This window comes from Pseudonocardia sp. Ae150A_Ps1, assembly GCF_001932315.1.
GTDB lineage: Bacteria > Actinomycetota > Actinomycetes > Mycobacteriales > Pseudonocardiaceae > Pseudonocardia.
On the sequence record NZ_MCIJ01000001.1, the window covers coordinates 2,657,794 to 2,683,312 of the forward strand.

A 25,519-nucleotide genomic window follows, 5' to 3' on the forward strand; every position below is an offset into this window, starting at 1 on the left:
CCGCCGGGGGCGCGACCGTCGCGCTCATCCGCCCATCAGGATCTGGGCGGCGTCGTCGACCAGGCCAGACGAAGCGATCCGCTCGGGACGGTCGTCACCGAGCGAACCGGCGTTGGGCCGCGTCCCGGGCCCACCGTCGGTCCCACCGGCGCCGGGGTCTCCACCGTTCCCGGAGAACCCGGAGTTGCCCGAGTAGTCCTGCACCTCGAGAGGCTGGGGCCTCTCGACATTCTGCATACCGCGCACGTTGGTGGGGCTGCCGGGGGGCTCGGCGCAGCGGGCGTCGGAGTTCACCGGGACCTCGCTGACGTCCAGGCCACCCCGGGTGTCCGTGCCCTCGTACCCACGGGCGCAGGCCGGCGGGTCGAAGAAGTTGACCACCAGGCCGAGGTGGGCCGTCCCGTCGCCGGGCACCACGTTCGGCGCCACGGCGACCAGTCCGGGGTAGGTCACCAGCAGCTGGCGCAGCCCCGCCTGGCGCGGCTCCAGCAGCTCACTGACGGTGCGCAGGTTCGCGACCGACTCGCCGAGACCCGGGCCGCTCTCGCGGATCAGCCCGCTCAGCTGGTCGCCGGCCCGGGGGCCGTCGTCGATGATCCGCCGGATGTCCGGGTCGGACTGCTTCAGCTGCTCGGCGACCTCGCGCAGCCCCCGGCTGAACTCCTGGAACTGCGGTGCGACCTCGTTCTGGGTGGTCAGGACCGGACGCGCGTCGCGGATCAGCGCCGTCGTCTGCGGCAGCGCCTCGGTCGCGGTCCGGGTGAACTGCCCGGACGTGTCGAGCAGCTGCTGCAGCGGCTGCGCGGTGCCCTCGAAGCCCTGGCCCAGCTCCGACACCACGGTGCGCAGCGAGTCCTTCGGGACCGTCGAGACGAGCCCGTCGAGCTCGGTCAGGAAGGTGTTGATCCCGACCGGGGCCTGGGTGCGCTCCTGCGGGATCACGGCACCGGCGGCGAGGGTCTCGCCGCCGTCGGCGACGGGCCGCAGGTCGACGTACTGCTCACCGATCGGCGACAGGTTCCCGACGACGGCGCGGGTGTCGGCCGGGATCTCCGGCGACCCGTTGGCGATGTCCAGCTGGACGTCGACGCCGGACTGGGACAGCGACAGCGGGCCGACCCGGCCGACGCTGACGCCGCGGTAGGTGACGTCGGCGCCGGTGAAGATCCCGCCGGAGTCGGCCATCTGCACGGTCACCGGGTACGTCGTCGCCCCGAAGATCCGGTCCAGGCCCGCGTAGCGGAACCCGGCGTAGCCGACACCGACGATCGTCACGATCGCCAGCGCGATCAGCTGCCAGCGGACGGTCTTCGTGATCACGATCCACCTCCGAAGAGTCCGCCGAGGAGACCGCCACCGCCGGAGTCACCGGACTCGGGCGCCGGGGTCGGGGTCGCCGGTGCCGTTCCGGACGGCGCCGGGGTCCCGGGCGCGCCCTCCGCGGGGGGCGCCGGTGCCGGGGTCTCCTGCTCCGGCCCGAGCAGCGGCAGCTGCGGGACGCCGGGGGCAGGCGGGGTGGCCGGCGCGTCCCCGCCGAGCAGCGGGGTGAGCAGCTGGGCCGTCGGCGGCAGCTGTTGGAGCTGGTCCAGCGGCAGCGGGAGTCCCAGCTGCCGGGAGTTCAGGATGTTCTGCAGGATGTTCCCCAGGTCCGCGTCGACCGTCACGTAGAGGTTCGCGTAGTCGCCGGCGACGGCGTCGGTGGCCGCGTCGGTGAAGGGGATCGTCAGCAGCAGCTCGAGCGAGTCCGGCAGGTTCTGCCCGGAGTCGGCGAGGTTGCGCAGGACCGGTCGCAGCGCCTCGAGATCGGCGAGGAGGTCGTCGCGGGAGCGGTTCACGACGTTCGTCGCGACGCCGGACAGCCGGTCGAGCGCCTGCAGCATCCCGACCAGCTGGGTCCGCTGCGCCTCCAGCTCGCGCAGCCCGGGGCTGATGTTCTGCAGGGCGTTCTGGATCTGCGGACGGCGCTCGGCCAGCGTCGCCGACAGCCGGTTGAGGCCGTCGAGCGCGCGGTTGATGTCGTCCTTGCTCTGGTCCAGCGACCCGACCAGCTGGTCGAGGTTGCCGAGCAGGGCCCGGATCTCCGGCTCGCGTCCGGAGAGCGCGTTGTTGAGCTCGGTGGAGATCGTCCGGATCTGCGCGACGCCGCCACCGTTGAGCAGCATCGACAGCGCGCCGAGCACCTCCTCGACCTCGGCCGCCCGGCCGGAGGACTGCAGCGGGATCCGCCCGGCCTGGGCCAGCGAGCCCTCGGCGGGACCCTGCGGACAGTCCAGGGACACGAACTTCTCGCCGAGCAGCGACGTCGTCCGCACCCGGGCGGTCGAGTTCGCCGGCAGCTCGACGTCGCGGTTGACGTCGATCGTGACGAGCGCGTTCCAGGAGGCCGGCTCCACGTCGACGCTCTCGACCGTCCCGATCGGGACGTCGCCGTAGCGCACGATCGACTGCGGGACGAGGTCCACGACGTCCGGGAACTCGATCTGCACCCGGTAGGGGTCGTCGCCGAGGCTCGCACCACCGGGCAGCGGGATGCCCCGCAGGCCGCCGTCGACCACGCCGCAGCCGCTCGCACCGATCGCCACGGCGGTCAGCAGGGCAGCGGCGCGACCGATCCGGCCGGTCGTGCCGATCACGATCCACCTCCGAAGAGTCCGCCGAACAGGCCGCCGCCGCGCTCCTCCGGCTCGGGTACCGGTGTCGGCGTGGCCTGGGGGCCGGACGTCGGTGCCGGAGCGGCGGGCGGGGCGCTACCGGGGGCCGGGGCCTCCGGGGCCGGGGCCTCCGGGGCGGACGGCGCCGGGGCGCCCGGGGCCCGCAGCTGCGAACCCGGGTCGGTCAGGGAGAGCGGCGAGCCGGGCAGCAGCTGGGGCAGCGCCGGGTTGGACGGCGTCACGCCCTGCTGGAGCTGGGTGATGATCTCCTGCGGCGTGGGCAGCGGGACCGCGCCGTCGAGGATCGGCTGCAGGCCGTCACACAGCGCTCCGGCTCCGGCCTGCGGCCCCTCCGTGGGGAGCGCGCCCGCTCCCCGGCGCAGGATCTCGCAGATCGCGACCGGCAGCGGGTACGCCAGCTCGTTGATGTTCGCCCGGGTGTCCAGGGTCTCCGACGATCCGTTGTAGATGTTCGCCAGGTTGCCCAGTGCCGCCGGGGCGGTGTCCGCGATCTCGGCCAGCGCCCGCTGGTGGTCCACGACCTCCTGCGACACGTTCGCGAGCTTGTCCACGTTGGACTTGAGCGCGCCGCGGTTGTCCTGGACGAAGCCCGCGACGTCCCCGAGCGCGTAGGACAGCTCGTTGAGGGCGCCGCCCAGCTCGCCGCGCTGGCCCGCGAGGAACCCGGTCACGTCGGCGAGCTTGCCGTTGAGCTCCCGCACGCCGGGGTCGTTCTCCTTCAGCGTGGCGACGAACTTCTGCAGCTCGGTGACGGTGCCGAACAGGTCCTCGCTGGAGCCGTTCAGCGTCGTCGAGAGCCCGCCGAGGTTGCGGATGGTGTCGTTGAGAGCACGGCCGTTGCCGTCGAGGTTCTGCGCGGCGACGTCGAGCGTGTCGTTCAGCGCACCGTTCGCGTTGACGCCCTGCGGGCCGAGTGCCCGGGACAGCTCGGTGGCGGTCCGGGTCAGGTCGTCCACGCCCAGCGGGAACGCGGTGCGCTCCAGCGGGATCGGCTCGCCGTTCCACTCGGGACCACCGGTGTAGACCGGCGTCAGCTGGACGTACCGACCGGTGACGAGGCTGGGCGAGACCACCGCGGCCTTGACGTCGGCCGGGAGGGTCACGTCGTCGTCGGTGATGGTCATGTCGACCCGCACCCGGTCACCCTCGGGGGTGATCTTCTCGATCTTCCCGACCGGGACGCCGAGCACCCGCACGTCGTTGTCCTCGAACAGCGCCGCGGCGCTGGTGAAGTACGCGGTGACCGGGCGGCCGCCACCGGAGGTGATCAGCCAGATCGCGCTCGCCGCCAGCACGGCGACGACGGCGACCAGGGCACCGAACTGCAGCGCGCGCCGGTCGTTGGCCCAGGAACCCATCAGCAGTCACCCCCCAGCGGGACGGCCGGCGGGACGAGCCCGCAGACGTAGTTGTCGAACCAGCGGCCGTTGCCGAGGGCGTTGCCGAACACGCGGACGAACACCGCTTCCTTGTCCAGGATCTCGCCGAGGTTGTCGCGGTTCTCCTCGAGCACCGCCAGCACCTTGTCCACGGTCTCCAGCGCCGGCCGCAGCTGCTCCTGGTTGTCGCCCACCAGCCCGCGCAGCTGCACCGAGAGCTTCTGCACGCCGTCGAGCAGGTTCGCGATGGCGTCCTTGCGCTGCTGCAGCTCGCCGAGCAGGAGGTTGCCGTCGGCGACGAGCTTGACGACGTCGCCCCGCCGGTCGGCCAGCGTGGTCGAGAGCTGCCGGGTGTTGGCGAGCAGCTGCTTGAGCTGTCCGTCCCGGCTGGAGATCGTGTTCGAGAGCCGGGACAGGCCGTCCAGCGCCCCGCGGATCTCCGGCGGCGTCTCCCGGAAGGTGTCCGAGAGCGTGGTCAGGCTCGTCGCCAGCTGGTCGGTGTCGAGCTGGTCGATGGTGCCCGACAGCCCGTTGAACGCGTCCACGACGTCGAACGGGGACTTGGTGCGGTCCCGCCCGATCGGCGCGTCCGGGTCCTGCTCGGCGTCGCCGCGCGGGTCGAGGGCCAGGAACTTCGAGCCGAGCAGCGTCGCGATCTCGATCGACGCCGTCGTCCGGTTGCCGACCCATGCCTCCTCGACGCTGAAGTCGACCTTCACGTGGTCGCCCTCGAGCTCGACGCTCTGCACCCGGCCCGCCTCGACGCCGGCGACCGTGACCCGGTCGTTCGCCTGCAGGCCGGCGGCCTCCGGGAACTCCGCGGTGTAGCGGGTCGCCCCGGAGAACAGCGCCTCGTAGTTGAACGCGGCCAGGGTGAGCGCCACGACGGTCACGAGGCCGATCGTGGCGACCAGGACGGGCCGCTTCTGCCCCACCTGTGCCATCAGTTGCCTCCCGGCTGCAGCGCGGCGGTCGGGTCGCCGCTGGAGTCGACGCCCTGCCCGGCCGGGTTCGCCAGCTGCTCCAGCGACTCGGTGTTCGGGTCGCGCATCAGCGGGTTCTGCTCCGGCCCCTGCGCCCGCTCGTCCGGGCCCCCGTCGGGCGCCGAGCCGTCGGTCGGGCCGGTGCCGCCCGGGCCGAGCCCGGACGGGTCCGGGCCGCAGCGGCGCTCGGGGTTCTGCGCCAGACCGCCCAGGCCGAGGTCCTCCAGCGAGGTCGGCGGGAGGATCGGCGAGACGCCGATGTTCCCGTCGAGGCCGCACAGGTAGAAGTTGAACCAGCTGCCGTAGGAGCCGACCCGGGCGATCCGGTTCAGCTTGAACGGCGCGTACTCCAGGAACCGCTCGATCGCGGGCCGGCCCTGGTCGAGCTGGGTGGCCAGGTCGCCGAGGTTGCGGATGTCGTCGCGCAGCGCGGGCCGCGCGTCCTCCACGAACGACCCGGTGACCTGGGTCAGCGTGCCGATGGACTCGATCGCGTTCCCGATCGGCTCACGGTCCTGGGCGAGCCCCGACACCACGGCCTGCAGCGAGCTGATCAGCTCGTTGAGCCCCTGGTCGTTGTCGTTGACCGTCTGCAGGGTCAGGTTCAGGTTGTCGATGACCTGCCCGATCACCTGGTCGCGGTCGGCGACGGAGTTCGTCAGCGACGACGTCGACGCGAGCAGCGACTGCACGGTGCCGCCCTCGCCCTGCAGGACCTGGACGATCTCCATCGACAGCTTGTTGATCTGGTCCGGGTCGAGTCCCTGGAACAGCGGCTGGAAGCCGTTGAACAGCACAGTCAGGTTGACCGCAGGCCGGGTGCGCTCCAGCGGGATCTGGCCGTCGGCGGGCAGCGTCTCACCGGTCGGGCCCGCGCCCTGGTCGAGCGCCAGGTAGCGCTGCCCGATGAGGTTCTTGTACTTGAGCGCCGCGTTGGTGGACGCGGGCAGCTGCGTGGACGAGTTCACGTCGAACTCGACCTCGGCGACGCGCCGGTCGACGATGCGGACGTCCTTCACCGACCCGACGACGACGCCGGCGATCCGGACGTCGTCGCCGGCCAGGAGGCCGGTCGCGTCGGTGAACCGCGCGGTGTACTCGGTGGTGTCGCCGCCACGGGCGTTCGCGATCGTCAGACCGAGGACCGTGGTCCCGAGCGCCGTGACCAGCGCGAACACCAGGAACTTGATCAGCGGGGAGAGCGGGAGCCTGCTCACGTCAGCGTCACCTCCGCCCCGCGCAGCAGCGGGCCGACCATCGTGCTGCTCCAGGCCGGGACGGCCTCCGGGGAGCCGCCCTGCTGTGCGGCCAGCAGCTGTGCGACGACCTGCTGCTCGCCGGGTGAGTTGGCGACGCCCATGTCGACGGCGCCGGACTGGTGCTCACCGGCGGTGTGCGAGCTCGGCTGGATGCCGGCCTGCCCGAGCGCCGTCGTCAGCGGGGGCAGGATCCCGGCGCCGTTCTGCGCGCTCTGGTCCTGGACCAGGCCGAAGCTGTCGGTGCCGTCGTAGGTGCCGAAGGTGTCGACGCCGAAGTCCTCCGGGTTGCCCATCGGCTGGCCTGCCGGGCCGGGGCCGGGCACCGAGCCGTCACGGAACGGGCCGTCCGGCGGATACTGGGTGCCCTCCGGGACCGGGATCGGGTAGCAGCGCGGGCCGCGGTCGTCGCCGTACTCGGGCTCGTCCTGGTTCGGCAGGTACTTGCCCTTGCTGGCGACGATCTCCAGCGTGATGTTGACGCCGACCCGGTCGGTGCCCGGCCGGATCGCGTCGTTGATCTTCGGGACCAGATCGACGAGCTGGCGGGTCAGGCACGGGAACTCGGGCGAGTACCGGGCCAGGGTCTCCAGCGTGGGCCTGCTGGCGCTCGAGACGCCGATGATGTTGTCGCCGTTGGCGTCGAGGAAGGCCCGCAGGTCGTCGGACGCCCCGGTGACGGAGCGGTACAGGTTCCGCAGCCCCTCGCGCTTCTCGACGATCGTCCGGCTGGTGACGGTGAGGTCGTCGAGCGCGTCGAGCAGGTCCGGCGCCGCGGTGTTCAGGTTGTCCGAGAACGTCGCGAGCTGGCGGATGTCCTCCTGCAGGTCCGGCACCGCCGGGTTCAGGCCCTCGACCAGCGTGTTGAGCTGGGTCAGCGTCTGACCCAGCTGGTCACCACGGCCCTGCAGCGCCTGGGACAGCGAACTCAGCGTGGTCGCCAGGTCCTGCGGACGGACGGTCTGCAGCAGCGGGAGGAGCTCGTCGAGCACCCGCTCGACCTCGATCGCGCCCTGGCTGCGGTCCTCGGGGATCACGTCGCCCGCGGTGAGGCGCGTCGTCGCCGGGGCCTGCGGCGGGACCAGGGACACGAACTTCTCGCCGAACAGCGTCTTCGGCAGCAGCTGCGCCTGGACGTTCTCCGGGATCTGGTCGATCAGCGCCGGGTTCATCGACATCTCGATGCTGGTCGTCTGCCCGTCCGAGGTGACCTGGTCGACCTCGCCGACGATGAGCCCGCGCACCTTGACGTCGGCGCGCTCCTGCATCTGGGTGCCGACCCGGGCGACGTTGAGGGTCACCGGGACGCCGGAGGAGAACAGGCCCGAGTACTGCGCGACGGCGAGGCCGAGCAGCACCACGATGACGGTGAGGAACGCCAGGCCCTGGAGGACTCGCTTGGGGGACCTCATCCGGCCACCCGCACCGAGGTCGAGGTGCCGAACATGACCAGCGTCAGGAAGAAGTCCAGGATCGCGGTGCTCACGATCGACAGCCGCACCGCGCGGCCGACCGCCACGCCGACGCCTGCCGGGCCGCCCTTGGCCGCGTAGCCGTAGTGACAGTGGATCAGGATGATCACCGTCGCGAAGACGATCACCTTCAGGTACGACAACAGCACGTCGCTGACCGGCAGGAACAGGTCGAAGTAGTGGTCGTAGGTACCACCGGACAGTCCGTTGACCAGGGTCACGTTCAGGCGGGCGGCGGCGTAGCTCGCGAGCAGGCCCAGCGTGTAGATCGGGATGATCGCGACGATGCCCGCGATCACCCGGGTGGTGACCAGGTACGGCACCGAGGGCACCGCCATGACCTCCAGCGCGTCGATCTCCTCGGAGATCCGCATCGCGCCGAGCTGCGCGGTGAAGCCGGCGCCCAGCGTCGCCGTCAGCGCCGACGCGGCGACCAGCGGCGCGATCGACCGAGTGTTGAAGTAGGCGGTGATGAAGCCGGTCAGGGCCTCGACACCGAGCGCGTCGAGCGCCCGGAAGCCCTGCAGGCCGACCAGCGAGCCGACGAACAGCGACAGCGACGCCATCACGCCGACCGTGCCCAGGATGACGATCAGCGCACCGGACCCGAAGGAGACCTCGGCCAGCAGCCGGGCGACCTCCTTGCGGTAGTCCTTGAGCGTCTTCGGGATCCAGACGATCGACCGGGTGTACAGCGAGAGCTGGTCGCCCAGCTCTTCGAGCTGGTTCAGCGGTGCCTGCGCCAGCCGGCGGGCCCGCGTGCCCAGTTGTGTGGCCATGTCAGAAGCCCTTCGGCGGGACGAGCTCGAGGTACAGGGCGGTGAGCACGAGGTTGATCAGGAAGACCAGCACGAACGAGATGACGACGGCCTGGTTCACCGCGTCGCCCACGCCCTTCGCGCCGGGGGGCGGGTTCAGCCCGCGGTAGGCCGCGACGACGCCGGCCACGATCCCGAACAAGAACGCCTTGATCTCCGAGACGACGATGTCCGAGACCTGGGCGATCGCCGAGAAGCTGCTGATGTAGGCCCCGGGCGAACCGCCCTGGATGATCACGTTGAAGAAGTAGCCGCCGCTCACGCCGACGCAGGTCGCCAGGCCGTTGAGCACCACCGCGGTGATGCCCATGGCGAGCACCCGCGGCACGACGAGGCGCTGGATCGGCGAGATGCCGAGCACCTCCATCGCCGCGATCTCCTCGCGGATGGTCCGCGCCCCGAGGTCCGCGCAGACCGCGCTGCCGCCCGCACCGGAGATCAGCAGCGCCGTGACGATCGGCGCCGCCTGCTGGACGATCGCGAGCACCGCACCGGCACCGGTCTGCGACTGCGCACCGAACTGGCGGGTGAGCTCGCCCAGCAGCAGCGCGATCGTCGCGCCGAACGGGATCGTGAACAGCGCGGTCGGGAGGGCCGAGACCTTGGTGACGAACCAGGTCTGCTCGATCAGCTCGCGGAGCTGGAACGGGCGCCGCAGCGACTGCTTCCCGATCTCGGCGCCGAGGCCGATGAACTTCCCGACCGGGGAGAGGACCCGGGTGACGGGGCTGGGCGCGGTCACCGGTCGCCGCCGGAGAGCTGGTGCCGCCCGGGCGGCGTGGTGTCGTCGGTGATCCGCGGGTGGATGTCGGTGGGCCGCTCGTCGGACCCGGCGCCGTCACGTGCGACCTCGCGGGTCGTCCCGTCGTTCGCGGGGAGGTCGGGGCGGGCGTGGCCGGACCCGCCTGCGGCCCCGTAGGACTCCCGGATCGCCCGCTGGGCGGGCTCGGGCAGCTCGTGCATCATCGCCTCGACCCGCTCCCGGCGACGGTGCACCGCCTGCCGGTCGGGCATCCCCGACGACGCCTCGAGCTGCGGCTTGAGCGGCGGCAGGCCCTGCAGCTCCCCTGCCTCGGCCATCTCCCGTTCCGCCTGACCGGCGTCCTTCTCCTCCGACATCCCGATCGGCCCCTCACGGCGGCCGTTGAGGAACTGCGCGACCACCGGCTCCTCCGAGGTCAGCAGGACCTCCCGCGGACCGAACATCGCCAGGTGCTTGCGGTACAGCAGCCCGATGTTGTCCGGCACCGTCTGCGCGGTGTTGATGTCGTGCGTGACGATCAGGAACGTCGAGTCCGTCTGCGCGTTCAGATCGATGATCAGCTGGTTCAGGTACGCCGTGCGCACCGGGTCCAGACCCGAGTCCGGCTCGTCGAACAGGATGATCTCCGGGTCCAGCACCAGCGCCCGGGCCAGCCCGGCCCGCTTGCGCATCCCGCCGGAGATCTCACCCGGCAGCTTGCCCTCGTCGCCGCGCAGGCCGACCAGGTCCATCTTCTCCAGCACGATGTCCCGGACCTGCGACTCGCTCTTCTTCGTGTGCTCGCGCAGCGGGAAGGCGATGTTGTCGAACAGGTTCATCGACCCGAACAGCGCGCCGTCCTGGAACAGCACCCCGAACAGCTTCCGGATCTCGTAGAGCTTCGACTCCGTGCATCGGACGAGGTCGGTGTCGTGGATCACGATCGACCCCTTCTCCGGCTTGAGCAGCCCGATCAGGGTCTTCAGGAACACCGACTTGCCGGTACCCGACGGGCCCAGCAGCACCGACACCTCGCCCGGGGGCAGGGTCAGCGTCACGTCCGACCAGATGTTGGCCCGACCGAAGGACTTGGTCAGCCCCTCGACCTTCACCTCGACACCGGCCACGTGTCGCCTCCTCGCGCAATCGACCGTCGGTCCGCACCGGGGGCCCGGGTACGCGGGGAGCGCGGGCCACTCTTCGGTGCTGAACGGCACAACGAGACGGACGGCACCGGGTTACTCGGAGGTACCCCGGCTATCCGGCCAGTTTCCATAACGTGCTCTATGTTATGGTGGCGGTGCGTCAGTCTTCGGTCACCGATGTAGCGGACCGTGGGTAACAGTTGCTCTCCGACGCCCATCGGACTGGTCCGAACGGCCTGATCGTCACCGATCGCCCCGTTCCGCACCGGCCGGGACACCCGGCCGGATGATCACCCGATCGGAGGCGTCACGGACCGGAGATGTTCGGGCGCGTAGGTGAGGATCAGGCGCTGGAAGTCGTCGAACAGCACCCGGAGCAGGTCCCGGTCACGGGGGTCGCACGTCTGCTGGAAGCCGGCCATCAGCGAGATGCCGAGGACGGCGAGCCGGTGCGCCTCCGAGCGGTCCTCGACGACGGCACCGACGACCTGCTCCAGCGCGATCCGTCGCTGCACGTCGACCCGGGACTGGGCCCGGCCCACCTCGGCGTCGATCTGCGACCACGCGCGGATGGCCGCCTCGGCGTCGTGCCGGAGGTCGACCGTCAGCCGCTTCACCACCAGCATCCGCTCGACCGGGTCCGCGGTGGCCCTGGCCAGCTCGACCACCCGCTCGGTCTGCTCGGCCTCCCAGTACCGCAGCAGGCCGCGGACGAACCCCGCCCAGCCACCGAAGTGGTGGTAGAACGAGCCGCTCGTGACGCCGAGCGACCGGCACAGCGGGCCGATCTTGAGCCCGGCGGCCCCGTCCCGCGCGAGGATCGACATGGCCGCCTCGTAGTACTGCTCGGCGGCCACCTGCCGTCCCGCTCTCCTGGCCACCTCGCGCCGCCCCGCTCTCGTCGCGCCCCGTTCCGGAGCGACCACCCTGCCACGGATCCGGGCCCACCACCCCGCCCCGAGGGCGAGGGCCGTCCACCCGTTTGACAGTAACGTAGTCTACGTTATGTTCGGGACGACCGGTTCGCACGACGACGTGGAGGACACGTGCCCGGCTTCGCCGACGAGGACGAGCTGTACCGCTACATCGGCGGAATCTTCGAGACCGCACTCGCCGATCCCGACCTGGAACCACGACTGCGCGCCACCGGTCTGGTGCTGCGCCAGCAGTGCACCGACCCCGACTCCGCCCTGGTCATCGACCTCCCCGGCGGGAAGGTCTGGCGGGGATCGGACCCCACCGCCCCGGACGCCCACGCCACGATGACGATGGCGACCGCGACCGCCAACGCCTACTGGCAGGGCACGGTCAACCTCACGTTCGCCATGGCCCGCGGCACGGTGAAGGTCGAGGGGACCGTGACCAAGCTGTTGCAGCTGGCCCCCCTGGCGAAGCGGCTGTTCCCGGTCTACGCCGAGCGGCTGCGCGCCGACGGCCGCGACGACCTGCTGGTGGCGTCGTGACGGCCGCACGGGCCCACGACCCCGTCGACATCTCCAGCCGGGAGTTCTGGGCGCGGCCACCAGACGCCCGCGAGGAGTCGTTCGCCGAGCTGCGCCGGGACCGCCCGTTGTCCTGGCACCCGCCGGCCGAGACCGACCTGCTGCCCGATCCGGACGCACCCGGGTTCTGGGCACTGGTCACCCACGCCGACATCACCGCGGTCAGCCGCGACGCCGAGACGTTCGCCTCCGGGCAGCGGTTCGGCGGGGTGATGCTCGAGGACGTCCCCGAGGACATGCTCGAGGCGGCGCACTCGATCCTCGCGATGGATGCGCCGCGGCACGTCCGCCAGCGCCGGGTGATCGCCTCGGTGTTCACCCCGCGCCGGGTCCAGCGCATCTCCGACCAGATCCGCGAGCAGGCCCGCCTGATCGTCGACGACCTGCTCGCACAGCCCGGTGAGGTGGACTTCGTCGGCGCGGTGTCCGCCCGCCTCCCGATGTGGACGATCTCGGAGATGATCGGCATCCCGGAGCCGGACCGGCAGCAGGTCGCGGACGCCGCCAACGCGATGGTCGGCTGGAACGACCCGGACTTCATCGGTGACGGCGACCCGATGGCCGTCCTGCTCGACGCGCTGATGACGCTGCACACCGCGTCGTTCGAGCTGTCGGCGCTGCGCCGCGAGGAGCCGGCCGACGACCTGATGACGGCGCTGGTGCAGGCCGAGGTCGAGGGGGCGTCGCTCACCGACGAGGAGATCGCCGCGTTCTTCGTCCTGCTCTGCGTGGCGGGGAACGACACCACCCGGCAGACGGCGTCGCACGCCGTCCTCGCGCTCGACCGGAACCCGGAGCAGCGACGGCTGCTCGTCGAGGAGTTCGACGACCGGATCGGGCCAGCGGTCGAGGAGTTCGTGCGCTGGGCGAGCCCGGTGCTCACCTTCCGGCGGACAGCGACGCGCGACACCGAGATCCGCGGGCAGCGGATCGCCGAGGGCGAGCGGGTCGTCATGTTCTACCACTCGGGCAACCGCGACGAGTCCGTCTTCGCCGACCCGCACGCGTTCGACGTCACCCGCGCGGAGAACCCGCACGTCGGCTTCGGCGGAGGCGGGCCGCACTTCTGCCTGGGCAGCCACCTGGCCCGGATGCAGCTGCGGTCGCTGTTCGGCGAGCTGCTGACCCGGGTGCCGGACCTGTCGGTCGGCGAACCCGTCTGGCTGGCGGGCAACTTCATCAACGGCATCAAACGGCTGCCGGTGACCTTCGGGGAGGCGTCGTGAAGCTCGGTCTCGCGCTGGGGTACTGGGCGGCGGGCCCACCCCGCGGCACCGCGGAGAAGGTCGCCGCCGCCGAGGACCTCGGCTTCGACTCGATGTGGACGGCCGAGGCCTACGGCTCGGACGCCTTCACCCCGCTGTCCTGGCTCGGGGCGCGGACCACGCGGATGCGGCTGGGCACCTCGGTCGTGCAGATGTCGGCCCGCACGCCGACCGCCACGGCGATGGCGGCGATGACCCTCGACCACCTGTCGGGCGGGCGCACGGTGCTGGGCATCGGCGCGTCCGGGCCGCAGGTGGTGGAGGACTGGTACGGGCAGCCGTACCCGCGCCCGCTCGCCCGCACCCGCGAGTACGTGCGGATCCTGCGCGACACGATCGCCCGGGAGAAGGTCGTCTCCGACGGACCCGCCTACCCGATCCCGCACCCCGGCGGGACCGGCCTGGGCAAGCCGCTGCGGTCCACACTGCACCCGTACCGCACCGACCTGCCGATCCTGCTCGCCGCCGAGGGCCCGAAGAACGTCGCCCTCGCCGCGGAGATCGCCGACGGCTGGCAGCCGCTGTTCTACGCACCCCGCCACGACGCCCACTACCGCGAGTCGCTCGCCGCCGGCTTCGCCGCCCGCGGCGGGGAGCCGCCGGGCTTCGAGGTCGTCTGCATGGTCCAGGTCGTCGTCGACGACGACGTCGAGGCCGCCGCCGACCGCATCCGCCCGTTCCTCGCCCTCTACATCGGCGGGATGGGCGCGAAGGGCGCGAACTTCCACTACGAGGTGTTCGCCCGCATGGGCTACCCCGACACCTGCGCCCGCATCCAGGAGCTCTACCTGGCCGGGGACAAGGACGCGGCGGCGAAGGCCGTGCCGACGTCGATGGTGGAGCAGGTGGCGCTCGTCGGGCCGGAGGCGAAGATCCGCGAGGAGCTCCCGGTGTTCCGGGACTCCCTGGTCACGACCATGGTCGTGGACGGGTCGCCGGAGCACCTCCGCACGATCCGCGACCTGGTCGGCTGTGCCCGGCGGGCCCCGTTCAGACCGCGGTGTCGCGGGGCCCGTCGTGCCGGACCGGGCAGGTGGGGAACGTGCCGAGCTCCCGGACGTCGTAGCCGCTCGGATAACTGCGGATGTTGGGCGACTCCGTGACGGAGAAGGGCTCGGTCCGCACCGGCATCCGCCGCACGACGGCGCCCCGCGCCCGAAGGAGCAGGTCGGCGGCGATCCGGGCGGGCTTCGGCGGGAACGCGTACCCGAGGGCGTCGAGCAGCGGTGTGTCCATGAGGGACAGCACGAACCCGCGGCTCAGCGCCGCCGGCAGCAGGTGGTTCGGCGGGAACGTCGTCGCCAGCCCGAGGGTCGCGTCGGCGACGGCCCGGCCGCCCGGGTCGTAGCCGAAGTGCTCGGCCTCGTAGGCGTCGAGGAGGGCGTAGAACTCCTGCCAGGTCTCCGGGACGTCCCTGATCCCCATGTTCCTGCCGAGCCGCCGGTAGTAGTTCGCGGTCGCGACCCGCTCGACGTCGGTGTGCCGGCGCCAGCCCCACCGGTCCACCCACCGCAGCGGGACGACGACGAACGTCGCCAGGACGTAGCGCATGTCGTCGTTCGAGATGTCGTAGGACCGGTGCATCTGGTTCATCCGGCGGATCGCGGCCCGGCCCTCGACGTGGTCGAAGCCGTTCGCGAGCACCGACTCCAGGATCAGGGCGGTGTCGTCGTAGCGCTTCTGCACCCGCCCGGTGAACTCGCCGGTGCCGGCGAGCAGCCGCCCGATCGAGGGCACGGCGTAGGTGCGGAATAACGCCAGCGACAGCGCCTGCTGGACGTCCCAGGGGAACTCCAGCCCGGACAGCGCCCGGTAGATCTCGACGTAGGAGATCTCCGGGTCCATCGCCGCGAGCTCGTCGCGCCGGTCGTACCGTCCGGGCCGGGTGTCCATCCTGGTTCCTCCTACGATGCGGCGGCCGCGGCGAGGATCCGCTGGTCCTCGGCGTGGAACCGCTCCTCGAGCCGCTCGGGTTCGGCGTCGGCGTCGATCGTGAGCAGGTCGGCGCCGCGGGCCGACTCGATGGCGCCCAGCCGTCGTCCGACCTTGCCCATGGCGTACTCGGCCAGCTCGTTCAGGTCGATCCCGAACGGCGCCTGCCCGTCCGGCCACCGGTCGACGGTGCCGGTGACGACACCCATCGCCGGAACCATGAGCTCCTGCATCCGGCCGTCGACGACGTCCCAGAGCGCGTCGTCGGCCGCGACGTGCCTGCGGCAGGTGAAGGTGCCCCAGGCCATGTGGCGGCGCTCGTCGTCCCCGATGTGCTTGATCACCTTCTGCATCCCGGGGAGGATCCCGCGCTCGGCGCAGATCTTGTGCCAGGTGAAGTAGCCGGTGAGGGCGAGCGTCCCCTCGACGACGTGGTTGTAGGTGACCGACGCGCGGAGCTGGTTGGCGGGGCTCGGGTCGTCCGCGAGCGCGTACAGGCTCTCCGGCAGCGCCCGGGTGAAAATCTCCAGGTAGTGCTCGTTGTGCTCGATGTAGGAGTGCAGGTCACCCGTCATCCCGACGGCGTCGAACCACAGCCGGAAGGCCTGGGTGTGCTTGGCCTCCTCGTAGACGAACTGGGTCAGGTACATCTCGTCGCCGAGCCTGCCCTCCGCGGCCATCGCGGCCACGAACGGCTGCAGGTCCTGCGTCACCGACTCCTCGCCGGCCATGAACTGCGCGGCGAGCGCGCAGGTCTGCCAGCGCTCGTCGTCGGTCATCGCCGCGAAGTCCTCGGCGTCCTGCGTGAAGTCGATCGCCGACGGGTCCCAGTGCTTCCCGTTGCCCTTGCTGAACAGCCGCATCGGGAAAGAGTCGGCCCGCAGCCGTCCCGCGGACAGGCTCGCGAACCCGTCCCGCTTGCCGTGCTCGATGGTGCGCGTGGTGGTGGTCAACGCTCGGCCCCCTTGCCGTGGTCGCCTTACCGGTACCTGATCAGTCCCCTGATGTTGCGCCCCGACCGCATGTCCTCGTAACCCTCGTTGACCTGGTCGAGTGTGTACTCCCGGGTGATGAGCTCCCGGAGCCGGAGCTGCCCGAGGTTGTGCATCTCGAGCAGCCGCGGCACGTCGTGCTGCGCGGCCGAGCTGCCGAACAGTGCGCCGCGGATCTGCTTCTCGTAGAGGGTGAGGTCCAGCAACGACAGCGTCGCCGTCTCCTCCTCGGCGTTCGCCAGCGCGGTGACGACGACCCGGCCGCGCTTGCCGACCAGCTGCAGCAGCGGCTGCAGCTCGGCGCCGGCCGCGACGCCGGTGCACAGGATCGCGGCGTCCGCCATCTGGCCGCGGGTCACCTCGCTGACGATCTCCCAGGCCTCGTCGATGCTCGCCGCGACGTGCGTGGCGCCGAGCTCCCGCGCGCGCTCGCGCTTGAGCTCCACCGGGTCGACGGCGACGACGTACCGGCAGCCCGCGACCCGGGCGCCCTGCACGGCGTTCGCGCCGATCCCGCCGACGCCGACGACCACGGCCGCGTCGCCGGCGCGCAGCTCGGCGGTGCGCACCGCCGAGCCGAACCCGGTGGTCACGCCGCAGCCGACCAGCGCGGCCAGGTCCAGCGGGAAGCCCTCGTCGATCTTCACGACGGACTTCACGGGGACCATGGTGTGCTTCGCGAACGTGCCGAGGAGGCACATCTGCCCGATGTCCTCGCCACGGGCGTGGAACCGGTAGGTGCCGTCGAGCTGCGGGCCCAGGGTGGCGCCCGCGCCGTCGTTGCACAGGTTCGGCAGGCCCTTGGCGCAGTACGGGCAGCGCCCGCAGGACGGCAGGAACGTCATGACGACCGGGTCGCCGATCTCCAGGTCGGTGACGCCCGGGCCCACCTCGATCACCCGGCCCGCGCCCTCGTGCCCGCCCACCATGGGGAGCACGGCCGGGAGGTCCCCGGTGACCAGGTGCTCGTCGGAGTGACACAGCCCGGAGGCCGTCAGCTCCACCATCACCTCACCGGCGCTCGGCCCGTCGAGCTCGACCTCCTCGAGCTCCCACTTGCCGCCCGGTTCCCACAGCACCGCTGCCGTCGTCCGCATGGCGGCCGATGATGGTCCGCTCGCGACGGCGGCCACACCCGCCGTCCGCGCCACGGCTGGCCCCCGGGTGCCACCCGGCGGGCGACGGGAGTCAGGCCGGTGGCAGCGGCAGGGTGAGCCGGGCGGTGAGCCCGCCGCCGTCGCGCGGGAGCAGGCTGAGCTCGCCGTCCATCGCCGACGCGAGCGCCTCGGCGATCCACAGGCCCAGTCCCGCGGTGCCGCGCCGCTCCCCCAGCGCCACGCCCTTCGCCGTCACCACGCCCTCCTGGCCCTCGGGCAGGCCGGGGCCGCGGTCGCGGACCTCGGCGGTGAGGGTGGCGCCGTCGTGTGCCAGGTGGAGGTCCACCGGCTCGTCGCCGCTGTGCCGGGCGGCGTTCTCGGCGAGGTTGGTGAGCAGCCGCCGCAGCCGCTGCGGGTCGCAGTGGACGGCGGCGTCGGGCGGTGTGACGACGGGGCGCCGCCGCTCCGCGGTGATCCCGGCCGAGTCGAGGACGGCGTCGGCGAGATCGGCGAGCGGGATCCGGCGGGGCCGGTTGCGGCCGAGCGGGCTGCCGTCGGCGACGGCGAGATCGGCCAGGCCGTCGAGCATGTCCTGCAGGTGGGCGGCGTGGTCGGCGAGCAGTCGCGATGCCGGCCGGGCGGCGTCACCGGTCAGCCGTTCCTGGGCGAGGTCGGCCGAGAGCGCGGTCAGGGAGGCGACCGGGGTGCGGAACTCGTGCAGCACGACCCGCGCCCCGTCGAGCCGGGCCCGGCTCTGCGAGACGATCCGGTCGCGCAGCTCCCGCTCGGACAGGTACCGCTCGTGCTCGCTCTCGGCTCGGGCCCGGGTGGTGGCGATGTCGGCGAGCTGGCGTTCCAGCAGCCGGACCAGCACCCCGACGAGCACGGCCGTCGCGAACAGGAACCCGGTCCACCACACGCCGGCGACGACCCGGCCGAGCAGCGACGTGTCCGTGGCCGAGCCTAACAGCGCCGCCGCGGTGTACCCGACCCCGAGCGCGAGCGCGGCGGCCCGCCCGACCCGGTCGCCGCCGCGCAGCGCGATCGCGATGACGACCAGCGGCAGGATCGCGACCATCGGGCTCGCCAGACCGCCGGTCAGCCAGCACGCGACGACGCCGAGCACCCCGTCCAGCCCGGTCAGCACGGCCGGGCGGACCGGCAGGGTCCCGCGCAGCACCGACGTCGCCGCCAGCACCGCGGCGTAGACCGCCGTCAGCCCGATCAGCACCGTGGCGAGGACGACCCGCTCCCCGGCGAGCTCGGGGCGCAGCACAATCAGCACGACCGCCGCGAACACCACGCACAACCGCAGGACGACGGCCGTGCGCTCCTCGGTCGTCCGCTCCGGTAGCTGGTCGGAGGGCCTGGTGGCGGCGGTGCTGGTGGTCATCCTGGACGGCCCCGCTCTCCCGGTGCGACGACGGCTGGCGCGCCCACACTAGGCTCGCGGCCGTGCCCGCCGAGCCGCACGTCGTCGTCATCGTCGACGACCACGCCCTCTTCTCCCAGGGGCTCGCCCTGCTGCTCGAGTCCCGCGCCGGTGACACCTTCCGGGGCGCCGGGTCGGCCACCGCCGGGGAGGAGGCGGTCGCGCTCGTCGGGAAGCACCGGGCGGGGATCGCGATCGTCGACCTGGCCCTGCCACCGCTCGGCGGGGTGGAGACCATCCGCCGGATCAAGGCCGCGTACCCCGCGACGAAGGTGCTCGCGCTGTCCGGCACCGAGGACCTCGACCTGGCCGCGGCGTCGCTGCGGGCCGGTGCGGACGGCTACCTCGGCAAGTCGGCGGACCCCGAGGTGCTCGTCGCGCCGCTGCTGTCGATCGCCGCCGGAGTGCGGGTGCTGCGGGCCGAGCTGCTCGACGCGCTGCTCGCGGCCTCCGACCGCACCGCCGACGGCCTGCTCGACCGGCTCGGTGACCGCGACATCGAGCTGTGGACGCTGCTCGCCCGTGGCCTGGAGACCGCCGACATCGCCCGGCCGCTGCTGGTGAGCGAGCGCACGGCGAAGCGCATGATCGCATCGCTGCTGCACAAGCTGGGTGCGACGAACCGGATCGAGGCCGCCGCGCTGGCCGGGCGCTGCGGGCTGCTCGACGAGGACCCGGCCGACCGGCCCTGAGCCGTTCCGGGCGGGACGGCCCGGACGGGCCAGACGTGGCCCGGTGATCGGCTGGGCCGCGCCGCCCGCTGCCGCCAGACTCGCCCACGGTCACGGGCACGTCCGTGCCCGCCGCACATCTCGCGAGGAGGCGCTGATGGCCGTGTTCGCCGACGAGGCCGAGGTCTACGAGTACCTGGGCGGGGTCTTCCGGATCGGTCTGGAGGACCCGCAGCTGGTGGCCTCGCTGCAGCCGTCCGGGGTCGTCCTGCGGATCACCTACACGAAGCCGGACGCGGTGGTCACGGTCGACATGCCGAACTCCGAGCTGCACACCGGCGCAGGCAACGGCCCCGCGCCCAACATCGAGCTGTTCATGTCGGCCGACACCGGCAACAAGTTCTGGCTGGGGAAGGTCGTCCTGCCGGTCGCGATGGCCAAGGGTGACGTGCGGGCGAAGGGCCCGGTCTCGAAGCTGCTCAAGCTGCTCCCGCTGGCGAAGCAGCTGTTCGGGCCGTACAAGGCGAAGCTGGAGGCCGAGGGGCGGGACGACCTGCTGAAGGCCTGAGCCCGCCTGCACCGCGGCGCCGGGATACCGTCGCCGCGACGACACGCGACGAGGAGGTTGCCGGGTGACACGGGGCAAGGGTCCGCTGGCCGGACTGAAGGTGATCGAGCTGGCCGGGATCGGGCCCGGACCGCACGCGGCGATGATCCTCGGGGATCTCGGCGCCGACGTGGTCCGCATCGACCGGCCGTCCGGCGGGTTCTCACCGGGATCGGGCGACGCGCCCGACCCGACGGTCCGCGGGCGGCGCACCGTCACCGCGGACCTCAAGGACCCCGCGGGCCGGGAGACCGTGCTGCGGCTGGTCGAGAAGGCCGACGTCCTGCTGGAGGGCTACCGGCCGGGGGTCACCGAGCGCCTCGGCGTCGGGCCCGACGACTGCCGCACCCGCAACCCGCGGCTGGTCTACGGCCGGATGACGGGGTGGGGCCAGGACGGCCCGATGGCCCCCCGCGCCGGGCATGACATCAACTACATCTCGATGACGGGCGCGCTGCACGCCATCGGGCGTGCCGGTGAGCGCCCGGTCCCGCCGCTGAACCTGGTCGGCGACTTCGGCGGCGGCTCGATGCTGCTGGTCGTCGGCGTGCTGGCCGCGCTCTGGGAGGCCAGGGCGTCCGGTGAGGGCCAGGTCGTCGACGCCGCGATGGTCGACGGCGTCAGCGTGCTGAACCAGATGTTCTGGGGCTTCCTCGGGCAGGGCGCGTGGACCGACGAGAAGGACTCCAACCTGCTCGACGGGCACGCCCCGTTCTACGACACCTACGCCTGCGCCGACGGCGGGTACATGGCCGTCGGGGCGCTGGAGCCGCAGTTCTACGCCCAGCTCCTCACCGGTCTCGGGCTGACCGACGACGAGCTCGGCCACCAGTACGACCGAGCGGGCTGGCCCGCGATGCGGGCCCGCTTCACCGAGGTGTTCGCGTCGAAGCCGCGGGACGAGTGGGCCGCGGTCTTCGAGGGCACCGACGCCTGCACCACCCCGGTGCTCTCCTTCGGCGAGGCCGCCGAGGACGCGCACCTGGCCGCGCGGGGCACGATCGTCACCGCGGACGGTGTCCCGCAGGCCGCGCCCGCGCCCCGGTTCTCCCGGACCGGCACCGCGACCGCGACGCAGGGCACCGGCCCGGAGGACGTCGACGACGTCCTCGCCGACTGGGTCTGAGCGCACCGCCCCGGCACACGACGACGCCCCCGGATCCGCGAGCGGAACCGGGGGCGTCGTGCGTGGTGTCAGGAGATCAGACCGTCTCCTCCGCGTCCTCCGAGAGGAGGTTGCGGGTGCGGTTCGGGTCGACCGGGATACCCGGGCCGGAGGTCGTCGAGAAGGTGATCTTCTTGACGTAGCGGCCCTTGGCGGCCGACGGCTTGAGCCGCATGATCTCGTCGAGGGCGGCGCCGTAGTTCTCCACCAGCTTGTCGGTGTCGAACGAGGCCTTCCCGATGATCATGTGCAGGTTGGCCTGCTTGTCGACCCGGAAGCTGACCTTGCCGCCCTTGATCTCGTTGACGGCCTTGGTGACGTCCGGGGTGACGGTGCCGGTCTTCGGGTTCGGCATCAGGCCACGCGGGCCCAGGATGCGCGCGATCCGGCCGACCTTGGCCATCTGGTCCGGGGTCGCGATGGCGGCGTCGAACTCGAGCCACCCGCCCTGGATCCGCTCGATCAGGTCCTCGGCGCCCACGGCGTCCGCACCGGCGGCCTCGGCCTCGACGGCCTTGTCACCGGTGGCGAACACGATCACCCGGACGGACTTGCCGGTACCGTGCGGCAGGTTCACGGTCCCGCGGACCATCTGGTCCGCCTTCCGGGGGTCGACACCCAGCCGCAGCGCGACCTCGACGGTCGAGTCGGTGTTGCGGCTGGAGGTGTCCTGGGCCAGCTTGGTCGCCGCGAGCGGCGAGTAGAGGCGGTCCGCGTCGATCTTCGCGGCGGCCTCGCGATAGGCCTTGCTGCGCTGTGCCATCTGTCCTCGTCTCCTTGGAGGTCAGGTCGTGGTTCGAGCCGCGCCCGGCTCTCCCACGCGTACGGGAGGGTTCGTCAGCCGTCGACCGTGATGCCCATCGACCGGGCGGTGCCGGCGATGATCTTGGCGGCCTGGTCGAGGTCGTTGGCGTTGAGGTCCCTCATCTTGGTCTCGGCGATCTCGCGGACCTGCGCCATCGTGACGGTGGCGACCTTGGTCTTGTGCGGCTCGCCGGAGCCCTTGTCGACGCCCGCGGCCTTGAGCAGCAGCTTCGCCGCCGGCGGGGTCTTGAGCTCGAAGGTGAACGAGCGGTCCTCGAACACGGAGATCTCGACCGGCACGACGTTGCCGCGCTGGGCCTCGGTCGCCGCGTTGTAGGCCTTGCAGAACTCCATGATGTTCACGCCGTGCTGACCCAGCGCGGGGCCGACCGGCGGGGCCGGCGTCGCGGCGCCGGCCTGGATCTGGAGCTTGATGATCGCGGAGAGCTTCCGCTTCTTGGGGGGCATGTCCTGGTCCTGTCGTGATCGATGTGCGCGCCGCGCGGCCCTGCCTCGCCACGGGCGTCCTCAGCGGTGCCTCAGATCTTGGAGACCTGGTTGAACCCGAGCTCGACCGGGGTCTCCCGGCCGAAGATCGAGACCAGCACCTTGAGCTTCTGGGCGTCGATGTTGACCTCGCTGATGCTCGCAGGGAGCGTCGCGAACGGCCCGTCCATGACGGTGACCGACTCGCCGACCTCGAAGTCGACCTCGACGGTGGAGGATCCACCGGTGGTGGCGGCGGCGCCTGCGGCAGCCGGCTTGCCCGCCTCGGCCTCCTTCTTGGGGGCCTCGGTCTTGGGCAGCAGGAACTTGACGACCTCGTTGACGGTCAGCGGCGACGGCTTGGACGTGGCACCGACGAAACCGGTCACGCCCGGGGTGTTCCGCACCGCGCCCCAGGACTGGTCGTTCAGCTCCATCCGCACCAGGATGTAGCCGGGCAGCACCTTGCGCTGGACCTTCTTGCGCTGCCCGTTCTTGATCTCGGTGACCTCTTCGGTCGGCACCTCGACCTGGAAGATGTAGTCCTCGACGTCGAGGGTCTGTGCCCGCGTCTCGAGGTTCGACTTCACCTTGTTCTCGTAGCCGGCGTACGAGTGGACGACGTACCAGTCGCCGGGGGCGCGGCGCAGCGCGGCGCGCAGCTCCTCCTCCGGGTCGACGTCCTCCGCCGGCTCGTCGGCCGCGGGCTCGTCGGTCGCGGTGTCGTCGCTCTCGTCGATCGCGGCGTCGGCGGCCGGCTCGTCGCCCGCACCGTCCAGCGTCTCCGCGGCGGCACCGGCGGTCGACTCGTCGTCGGCGGCGGTGTAGTCGCCGGAGACGGCGTCGTCACCGTGGGCCGCCTCGGTGTCGGCGTCCTGGACGGACTGCTCGGGCAGCGTCTCGTCGGCCGTGTGCTCGGCGACGGCGTCGAGCGCGGCCTCGTCGGCCGTCTCGTCGTACGCGTTGCTGTCGGAGGTCACGTCCTACTCGCTTCCTTATCGGTGTCGGGTCGTCACCGGTCGGTCCGGTCCGCTCGCGTCAGTTGCCGAACAGCAGCGCGACGCCCTCGGCGAACGCCGAGTCGAGCAGGAACACCAGGGTCACCATGAACGTCACGAAGACGAGGACGGCGATGGTGTACTTGACCATCTGGGAACGGTTCGGCCAGATGACCTTGCGGAGCTCGGCGACGACCTCACGCAGGAAGCGGGCGATCCGCGCGAACGGCGACGCCTTCTTCTCCTTGGTGGCCGTCGCCCGGGTCGGGGTGACCCGCCCCTTGGACGGGGTCTCACCCGATCCGGACCGGGCTGCCCGCCGCCCACGACGGTCGGCGGCGTTGCTCGGGCGCTCCTGCCCGGACCCCGGCTCGTGCTCGTCGCTCACGCGTTCGCCCTCCGCACGCGGCGGACGTCCGCCCGCCCTTCGGTCACGTCCTCCTCCTGAGGAGAACCTGCTCTGCTTCGCCGTTCGTGCCGTCGGCCGCGCCACCGTGCCATCCGGTGACCTGCGGCGTCGTGGCAGGGGTGACAGGACTTGAACCTGCAACCTGCGGTTTTGGAGACCGCTGCTCTGCCAATTGAGCTACACCCCTTTGCCCCGATCCACCCCGAGAGGCGGTGGGACGGGCACGACCGATCATCCGGCGCACCCGGCTGGTTCGAGTGTACGCACCCGCCGTGGCGGGCCCGCACCCCGGGTCCTTATCGGTCCGGCGCCGACGGCAGCAGGACCTCGGCACGGGCACGGCCCAGCACCGTCTTCCCGTCGAACACGGCCCGGAGGTCGACGACGGCAACCCGGCGGTCACCGTCCTCCCGGACCTCGGACACCGTGCCGCCGAGTTCGACGGTGGCGCCGGTGTCGTCGTCCGGGACGACGACGGGGCGCGTGAAGCGGGTGCCGTAGCTCAGCACGGCCGCGGGGTCGCCGGTCCAGGCGGTGAGCACGCGGGCCGCGAGCGCCATCGAGAGCATCCCGTGCGCGATGACGCCGGGCAGCCCGGCGACCGCCGCGGTCCGGTCGCTCCAGTGGATCGGGTTGAGGTCTCCTGAGGCGCCGGCGTAGCGGACGAGATCGGCGCGGGTGATCTGCACGGCGAACGACGGCAGCGCGTCACCCTTCTGCACCGCCGCGGCGGTCTCGGGTGTCAGCCAGCCGGTCATGCGTCGTCCTCCCCGGCGGGCGCGACGAGCATGCTGTGCGTGGTGGCGACCGGCTCGCCCGCGGCGTCGGCCACCTCGCAGCGCAGGGTCAGCATGTGGTTCCCGGCGCGAGTGCGGAGCTCGTCGACGTGCACGACCGTCATCAGCTCATCGCCGGCGCGGATCGGCCGGTGGTAGGTGATGCGCTGGTCTCCGTGCACGGTCCGTGCGTAGTCCCAGCCGAATGCGGGGTCCTTCAGGACACCCTCGATGACCGCCATCGTGAAGGTGACGGGGAACGTCGGCGGGACGACGAGATCGGGGTGCCCTGCAGCGTGGGCCACATCGATGTCGTGGAACAGCGGATCGCCGTCACCGATGGCGACGGCGAACTCGCGGATCTTCTCCCGACCGACCTGGTACGGCCCGACCGGGTCGAGCTCGCGCCCGACCCAGGACTGGTCGACCACGCTCAGCGGGTCTCGCGGTGTGCCCGGTGGGTGCCGCAGTTCCGGCAGAACTTCTTGATCTCGAGCCGGTCGGGGTCATTCCGCCGGTTCTTCTTGGTGATGTAGTTGCGGTTCTTGCACTCCTCGCAGGCCAGAGTGATCTTCGGCCGCACGTCCGTGGCCTTGGCCATCGCGGGTGCCTCCCAGCAGGATGATCGGAATACTTCGCCAACGTGGTGACGATGGCCGGACTTGAACCGGCGACACAGCGATTATGAGCCGCTTGCTCTACCAACTGAGCTACACCGTCATACAGAGCTCGCCTGTGTCAGCTCTGAAGTTCAGTCAGAGCCCCCTTACGGAATCGAACCGTAGACCTTCTCCTTACCATGGAGACGCTCTGCCGACTGAGCTAAGGGGGCGGCAGCGGTCAGCGGGAGTGGTACTGCGCTCTCCGCTCACCGACTGGAAGAACTTTACACGGCGGTTCCGGGGCCCCGATCCGG

At 71.8% G+C, this 25,519-nt stretch carries 27 protein-coding genes and 3 tRNA genes; 6 read left to right on the forward strand and 24 right to left on the reverse strand.

The features are described 5' to 3' along the window. Nucleotides 1-24: 24 nt before the first annotated feature. The 10 genes from Ae150APs1_RS12225 to Ae150APs1_RS12270 form a co-directional block, all read right to left on the reverse strand. Complete coding sequence (locus Ae150APs1_RS12225) at nucleotides 25-1,320, reverse strand: MCE family protein (RefSeq protein WP_075297586.1); 1,296 nt, start codon at nucleotides 1,318-1,320, stop codon at nucleotides 25-27. After that, on the reverse strand, nucleotides 1,317-2,633 hold the full coding sequence (locus Ae150APs1_RS12230; RefSeq protein WP_075297588.1) for an MCE family protein: 1,317 nt from the start codon (nucleotides 2,631-2,633) through the stop codon (nucleotides 1,317-1,319). The genes Ae150APs1_RS12225 and Ae150APs1_RS12230 overlap by 4 nt, the downstream gene beginning before the upstream one ends. Next, a complete protein-coding gene (locus Ae150APs1_RS12235; RefSeq protein ID WP_075297590.1) occupies nucleotides 2,630-4,030 on the reverse strand; it encodes an MCE family protein in 1,401 nt (466 codons plus the stop codon). The genes Ae150APs1_RS12230 and Ae150APs1_RS12235 overlap by 4 nt, the downstream gene beginning before the upstream one ends. Next, on the reverse strand, nucleotides 4,030-4,995 hold the full coding sequence (locus Ae150APs1_RS12240; RefSeq protein ID WP_075297592.1) for an MCE family protein: 966 nt from the start codon (nucleotides 4,993-4,995) through the stop codon (nucleotides 4,030-4,032). Before Ae150APs1_RS12240 ends, Ae150APs1_RS12235 begins: the two co-directional genes overlap by 1 nt. Beyond that, nucleotides 4,995-6,251 carry an MCE family protein gene (locus Ae150APs1_RS12245; RefSeq protein WP_075297594.1) on the reverse strand — a complete coding sequence of 419 codons (1,257 nt, stop codon included), beginning with the start codon at nucleotides 6,249-6,251 and terminating at the stop codon, nucleotides 4,995-4,997. The genes Ae150APs1_RS12240 and Ae150APs1_RS12245 overlap by 1 nt, the downstream gene beginning before the upstream one ends. Then, nucleotides 6,248-7,702, reverse strand: a complete 1,455-nt coding sequence (locus tag Ae150APs1_RS12250; RefSeq protein WP_075297596.1) for an MCE family protein — start codon at nucleotides 7,700-7,702, stop codon at nucleotides 6,248-6,250. Before Ae150APs1_RS12250 ends, Ae150APs1_RS12245 begins: the two co-directional genes overlap by 4 nt. Next, complete coding sequence (locus Ae150APs1_RS12255; protein WP_010243254.1) at nucleotides 7,699-8,541, reverse strand: ABC transporter permease; 843 nt, start codon at nucleotides 8,539-8,541, stop codon at nucleotides 7,699-7,701. Before Ae150APs1_RS12255 ends, Ae150APs1_RS12250 begins: the two co-directional genes overlap by 4 nt. 1 nt (nucleotide 8,542) lies before the next feature. Continuing rightward, entirely contained in the window at nucleotides 8,543-9,322 is a 780-nt protein-coding gene (locus Ae150APs1_RS12260) for an ABC transporter permease (protein ID WP_010243249.1), read from the reverse strand. Beyond that, nucleotides 9,319-10,449, reverse strand: coding sequence for an ATP-binding cassette domain-containing protein (locus tag Ae150APs1_RS12265; protein WP_075297598.1), 1,131 nt, complete (start codon nucleotides 10,447-10,449; stop codon nucleotides 9,319-9,321). Before Ae150APs1_RS12265 ends, Ae150APs1_RS12260 begins: the two co-directional genes overlap by 4 nt. Before the next feature lie 308 nt (nucleotides 10,450-10,757). After that, the gene (locus Ae150APs1_RS12270; RefSeq protein ID WP_139316879.1) at nucleotides 10,758-11,324 is read right to left on the reverse strand and encodes a TetR/AcrR family transcriptional regulator; all 567 of its coding nucleotides are present in this window, start codon (nucleotides 11,322-11,324) and stop codon (nucleotides 10,758-10,760) included. A 189-nt stretch (nucleotides 11,325-11,513) separates the two neighbouring features. On the opposite strand from Ae150APs1_RS12270, the gene Ae150APs1_RS12275 reads away from it, so the two are divergent. From Ae150APs1_RS12275 to Ae150APs1_RS12285, 3 genes are read left to right on the forward strand one after another with little or no spacing between them, the layout of a single operon-like run. After that, the gene (locus tag Ae150APs1_RS12275; protein WP_075297600.1) at nucleotides 11,514-11,930 is read left to right on the forward strand and encodes an SCP2 sterol-binding domain-containing protein; all 417 of its coding nucleotides are present in this window, start codon (nucleotides 11,514-11,516) and stop codon (nucleotides 11,928-11,930) included. Beyond that, entirely contained in the window at nucleotides 11,927-13,195 is a 1,269-nt protein-coding gene (locus Ae150APs1_RS12280; protein WP_075297602.1) for a cytochrome P450, read from the forward strand. The genes Ae150APs1_RS12275 and Ae150APs1_RS12280 overlap by 4 nt, the downstream gene beginning before the upstream one ends. Then, nucleotides 13,192-14,337 (forward strand): LLM class F420-dependent oxidoreductase, encoded by a 1,146-nt coding sequence (locus Ae150APs1_RS12285; RefSeq protein WP_249266313.1) that lies wholly within the window; start codon nucleotides 13,192-13,194, stop codon nucleotides 14,335-14,337. Before Ae150APs1_RS12280 ends, Ae150APs1_RS12285 begins: the two co-directional genes overlap by 4 nt. Here Ae150APs1_RS12285 and Ae150APs1_RS12290 read toward each other — a convergent pair. The 4 genes from Ae150APs1_RS12290 to Ae150APs1_RS12305 all read right to left on the reverse strand — a co-directional run bounded on the left by Ae150APs1_RS12290 (nucleotide 14,225) and on the right by Ae150APs1_RS12305 (nucleotide 18,648). Further along, the gene (locus Ae150APs1_RS12290) at nucleotides 14,225-15,127 is read right to left on the reverse strand and encodes an oxygenase MpaB family protein (protein ID WP_075297604.1); all 903 of its coding nucleotides are present in this window, start codon (nucleotides 15,125-15,127) and stop codon (nucleotides 14,225-14,227) included. The genes Ae150APs1_RS12285 and Ae150APs1_RS12290 overlap by 113 nt on opposite strands. A gap of 11 nt (nucleotides 15,128-15,138) precedes the next feature. Further along, complete coding sequence (locus Ae150APs1_RS12295; protein WP_075297606.1) at nucleotides 15,139-16,119, reverse strand: R2-like ligand-binding oxidase; 981 nt, start codon at nucleotides 16,117-16,119, stop codon at nucleotides 15,139-15,141. Nucleotides 16,120-16,145: 26 nt separating this feature from the next. Further along, nucleotides 16,146-17,255 (reverse strand): NDMA-dependent alcohol dehydrogenase, encoded by a 1,110-nt coding sequence (locus Ae150APs1_RS12300; protein ID WP_075297608.1) that lies wholly within the window; start codon nucleotides 17,253-17,255, stop codon nucleotides 16,146-16,148. Nucleotides 17,256-17,346: 91 nt separating this feature from the next. Then, nucleotides 17,347-18,648, reverse strand: a complete 1,302-nt coding sequence (locus tag Ae150APs1_RS12305; protein ID WP_075297610.1) for a HAMP domain-containing sensor histidine kinase — start codon at nucleotides 18,646-18,648, stop codon at nucleotides 17,347-17,349. A 62-nt stretch (nucleotides 18,649-18,710) separates the two neighbouring features. On the opposite strand from Ae150APs1_RS12305, the gene Ae150APs1_RS12310 reads away from it, so the two are divergent. The 3 genes from Ae150APs1_RS12310 to Ae150APs1_RS12320 all read left to right on the forward strand — a co-directional run bounded on the left by Ae150APs1_RS12310 (nucleotide 18,711) and on the right by Ae150APs1_RS12320 (nucleotide 21,091). Further along, nucleotides 18,711-19,379 carry a response regulator transcription factor gene (locus Ae150APs1_RS12310; protein ID WP_075297612.1) on the forward strand — a complete coding sequence of 223 codons (669 nt, stop codon included), beginning with the start codon at nucleotides 18,711-18,713 and terminating at the stop codon, nucleotides 19,377-19,379. A gap of 136 nt (nucleotides 19,380-19,515) precedes the next feature. Beyond that, entirely contained in the window at nucleotides 19,516-19,926 is a 411-nt protein-coding gene (locus Ae150APs1_RS12315) for a hypothetical protein (RefSeq protein ID WP_010243228.1), read from the forward strand. Between the two features lie 64 nt (nucleotides 19,927-19,990). Continuing rightward, complete coding sequence (locus tag Ae150APs1_RS12320) at nucleotides 19,991-21,091, forward strand: CaiB/BaiF CoA-transferase family protein (RefSeq protein WP_075297614.1); 1,101 nt, start codon at nucleotides 19,991-19,993, stop codon at nucleotides 21,089-21,091. A 76-nt stretch (nucleotides 21,092-21,167) separates the two neighbouring features. Here the strand turns inward: Ae150APs1_RS12320 and rplA are convergent, their stop codons facing one another. From rplA to Ae150APs1_RS12370, 10 genes are all read right to left on the reverse strand, one after another. Then, entirely contained in the window at nucleotides 21,168-21,893 is a 726-nt protein-coding gene (gene rplA / locus Ae150APs1_RS12325; protein WP_010243224.1) for a 50S ribosomal protein L1, read from the reverse strand. Between the two features lie 74 nt (nucleotides 21,894-21,967). Continuing rightward, entirely contained in the window at nucleotides 21,968-22,402 is a 435-nt protein-coding gene (rplK, locus tag Ae150APs1_RS12330) for a 50S ribosomal protein L11 (protein ID WP_010243222.1), read from the reverse strand. Between the two features lie 71 nt (nucleotides 22,403-22,473). Then, nucleotides 22,474-23,400: a transcription termination/antitermination protein NusG gene (gene nusG, locus Ae150APs1_RS12335; RefSeq protein WP_170918079.1), complete on the reverse strand. Its 927-nt coding sequence runs from the start codon at nucleotides 23,398-23,400 to the stop codon at nucleotides 22,474-22,476. A 58-nt stretch (nucleotides 23,401-23,458) separates the two neighbouring features. Further along, a complete protein-coding gene (gene secE / locus Ae150APs1_RS12340) occupies nucleotides 23,459-23,806 on the reverse strand; it encodes a preprotein translocase subunit SecE (RefSeq protein WP_010243218.1) in 348 nt (115 codons plus the stop codon). A gap of 132 nt (nucleotides 23,807-23,938) precedes the next feature. Further along, a tRNA-Trp gene (locus tag Ae150APs1_RS12345) sits at nucleotides 23,939-24,014 on the reverse strand. A 109-nt stretch (nucleotides 24,015-24,123) separates the two neighbouring features. Then, nucleotides 24,124-24,585: a MaoC family dehydratase gene (locus Ae150APs1_RS12350; protein ID WP_075297618.1), complete on the reverse strand. Its 462-nt coding sequence runs from the start codon at nucleotides 24,583-24,585 to the stop codon at nucleotides 24,124-24,126. Continuing rightward, nucleotides 24,582-25,034, reverse strand: coding sequence for a MaoC family dehydratase N-terminal domain-containing protein (locus Ae150APs1_RS12355; protein WP_075297620.1), 453 nt, complete (start codon nucleotides 25,032-25,034; stop codon nucleotides 24,582-24,584). The genes Ae150APs1_RS12350 and Ae150APs1_RS12355 overlap by 4 nt, the downstream gene beginning before the upstream one ends. Nucleotides 25,035-25,036: 2 nt before the next feature. Next, entirely contained in the window at nucleotides 25,037-25,204 is a 168-nt protein-coding gene (gene rpmG / locus Ae150APs1_RS12360) for a 50S ribosomal protein L33 (protein ID WP_029240095.1), read from the reverse strand. A gap of 43 nt (nucleotides 25,205-25,247) precedes the next feature. Further along, nucleotides 25,248-25,323, reverse strand: a tRNA-Met gene (locus Ae150APs1_RS12365). Nucleotides 25,324-25,362: 39 nt separating this feature from the next. Continuing rightward, nucleotides 25,363-25,435, reverse strand: a tRNA-Thr gene (locus Ae150APs1_RS12370). Between the last annotated feature and the right edge of the window lie 84 nt (nucleotides 25,436-25,519).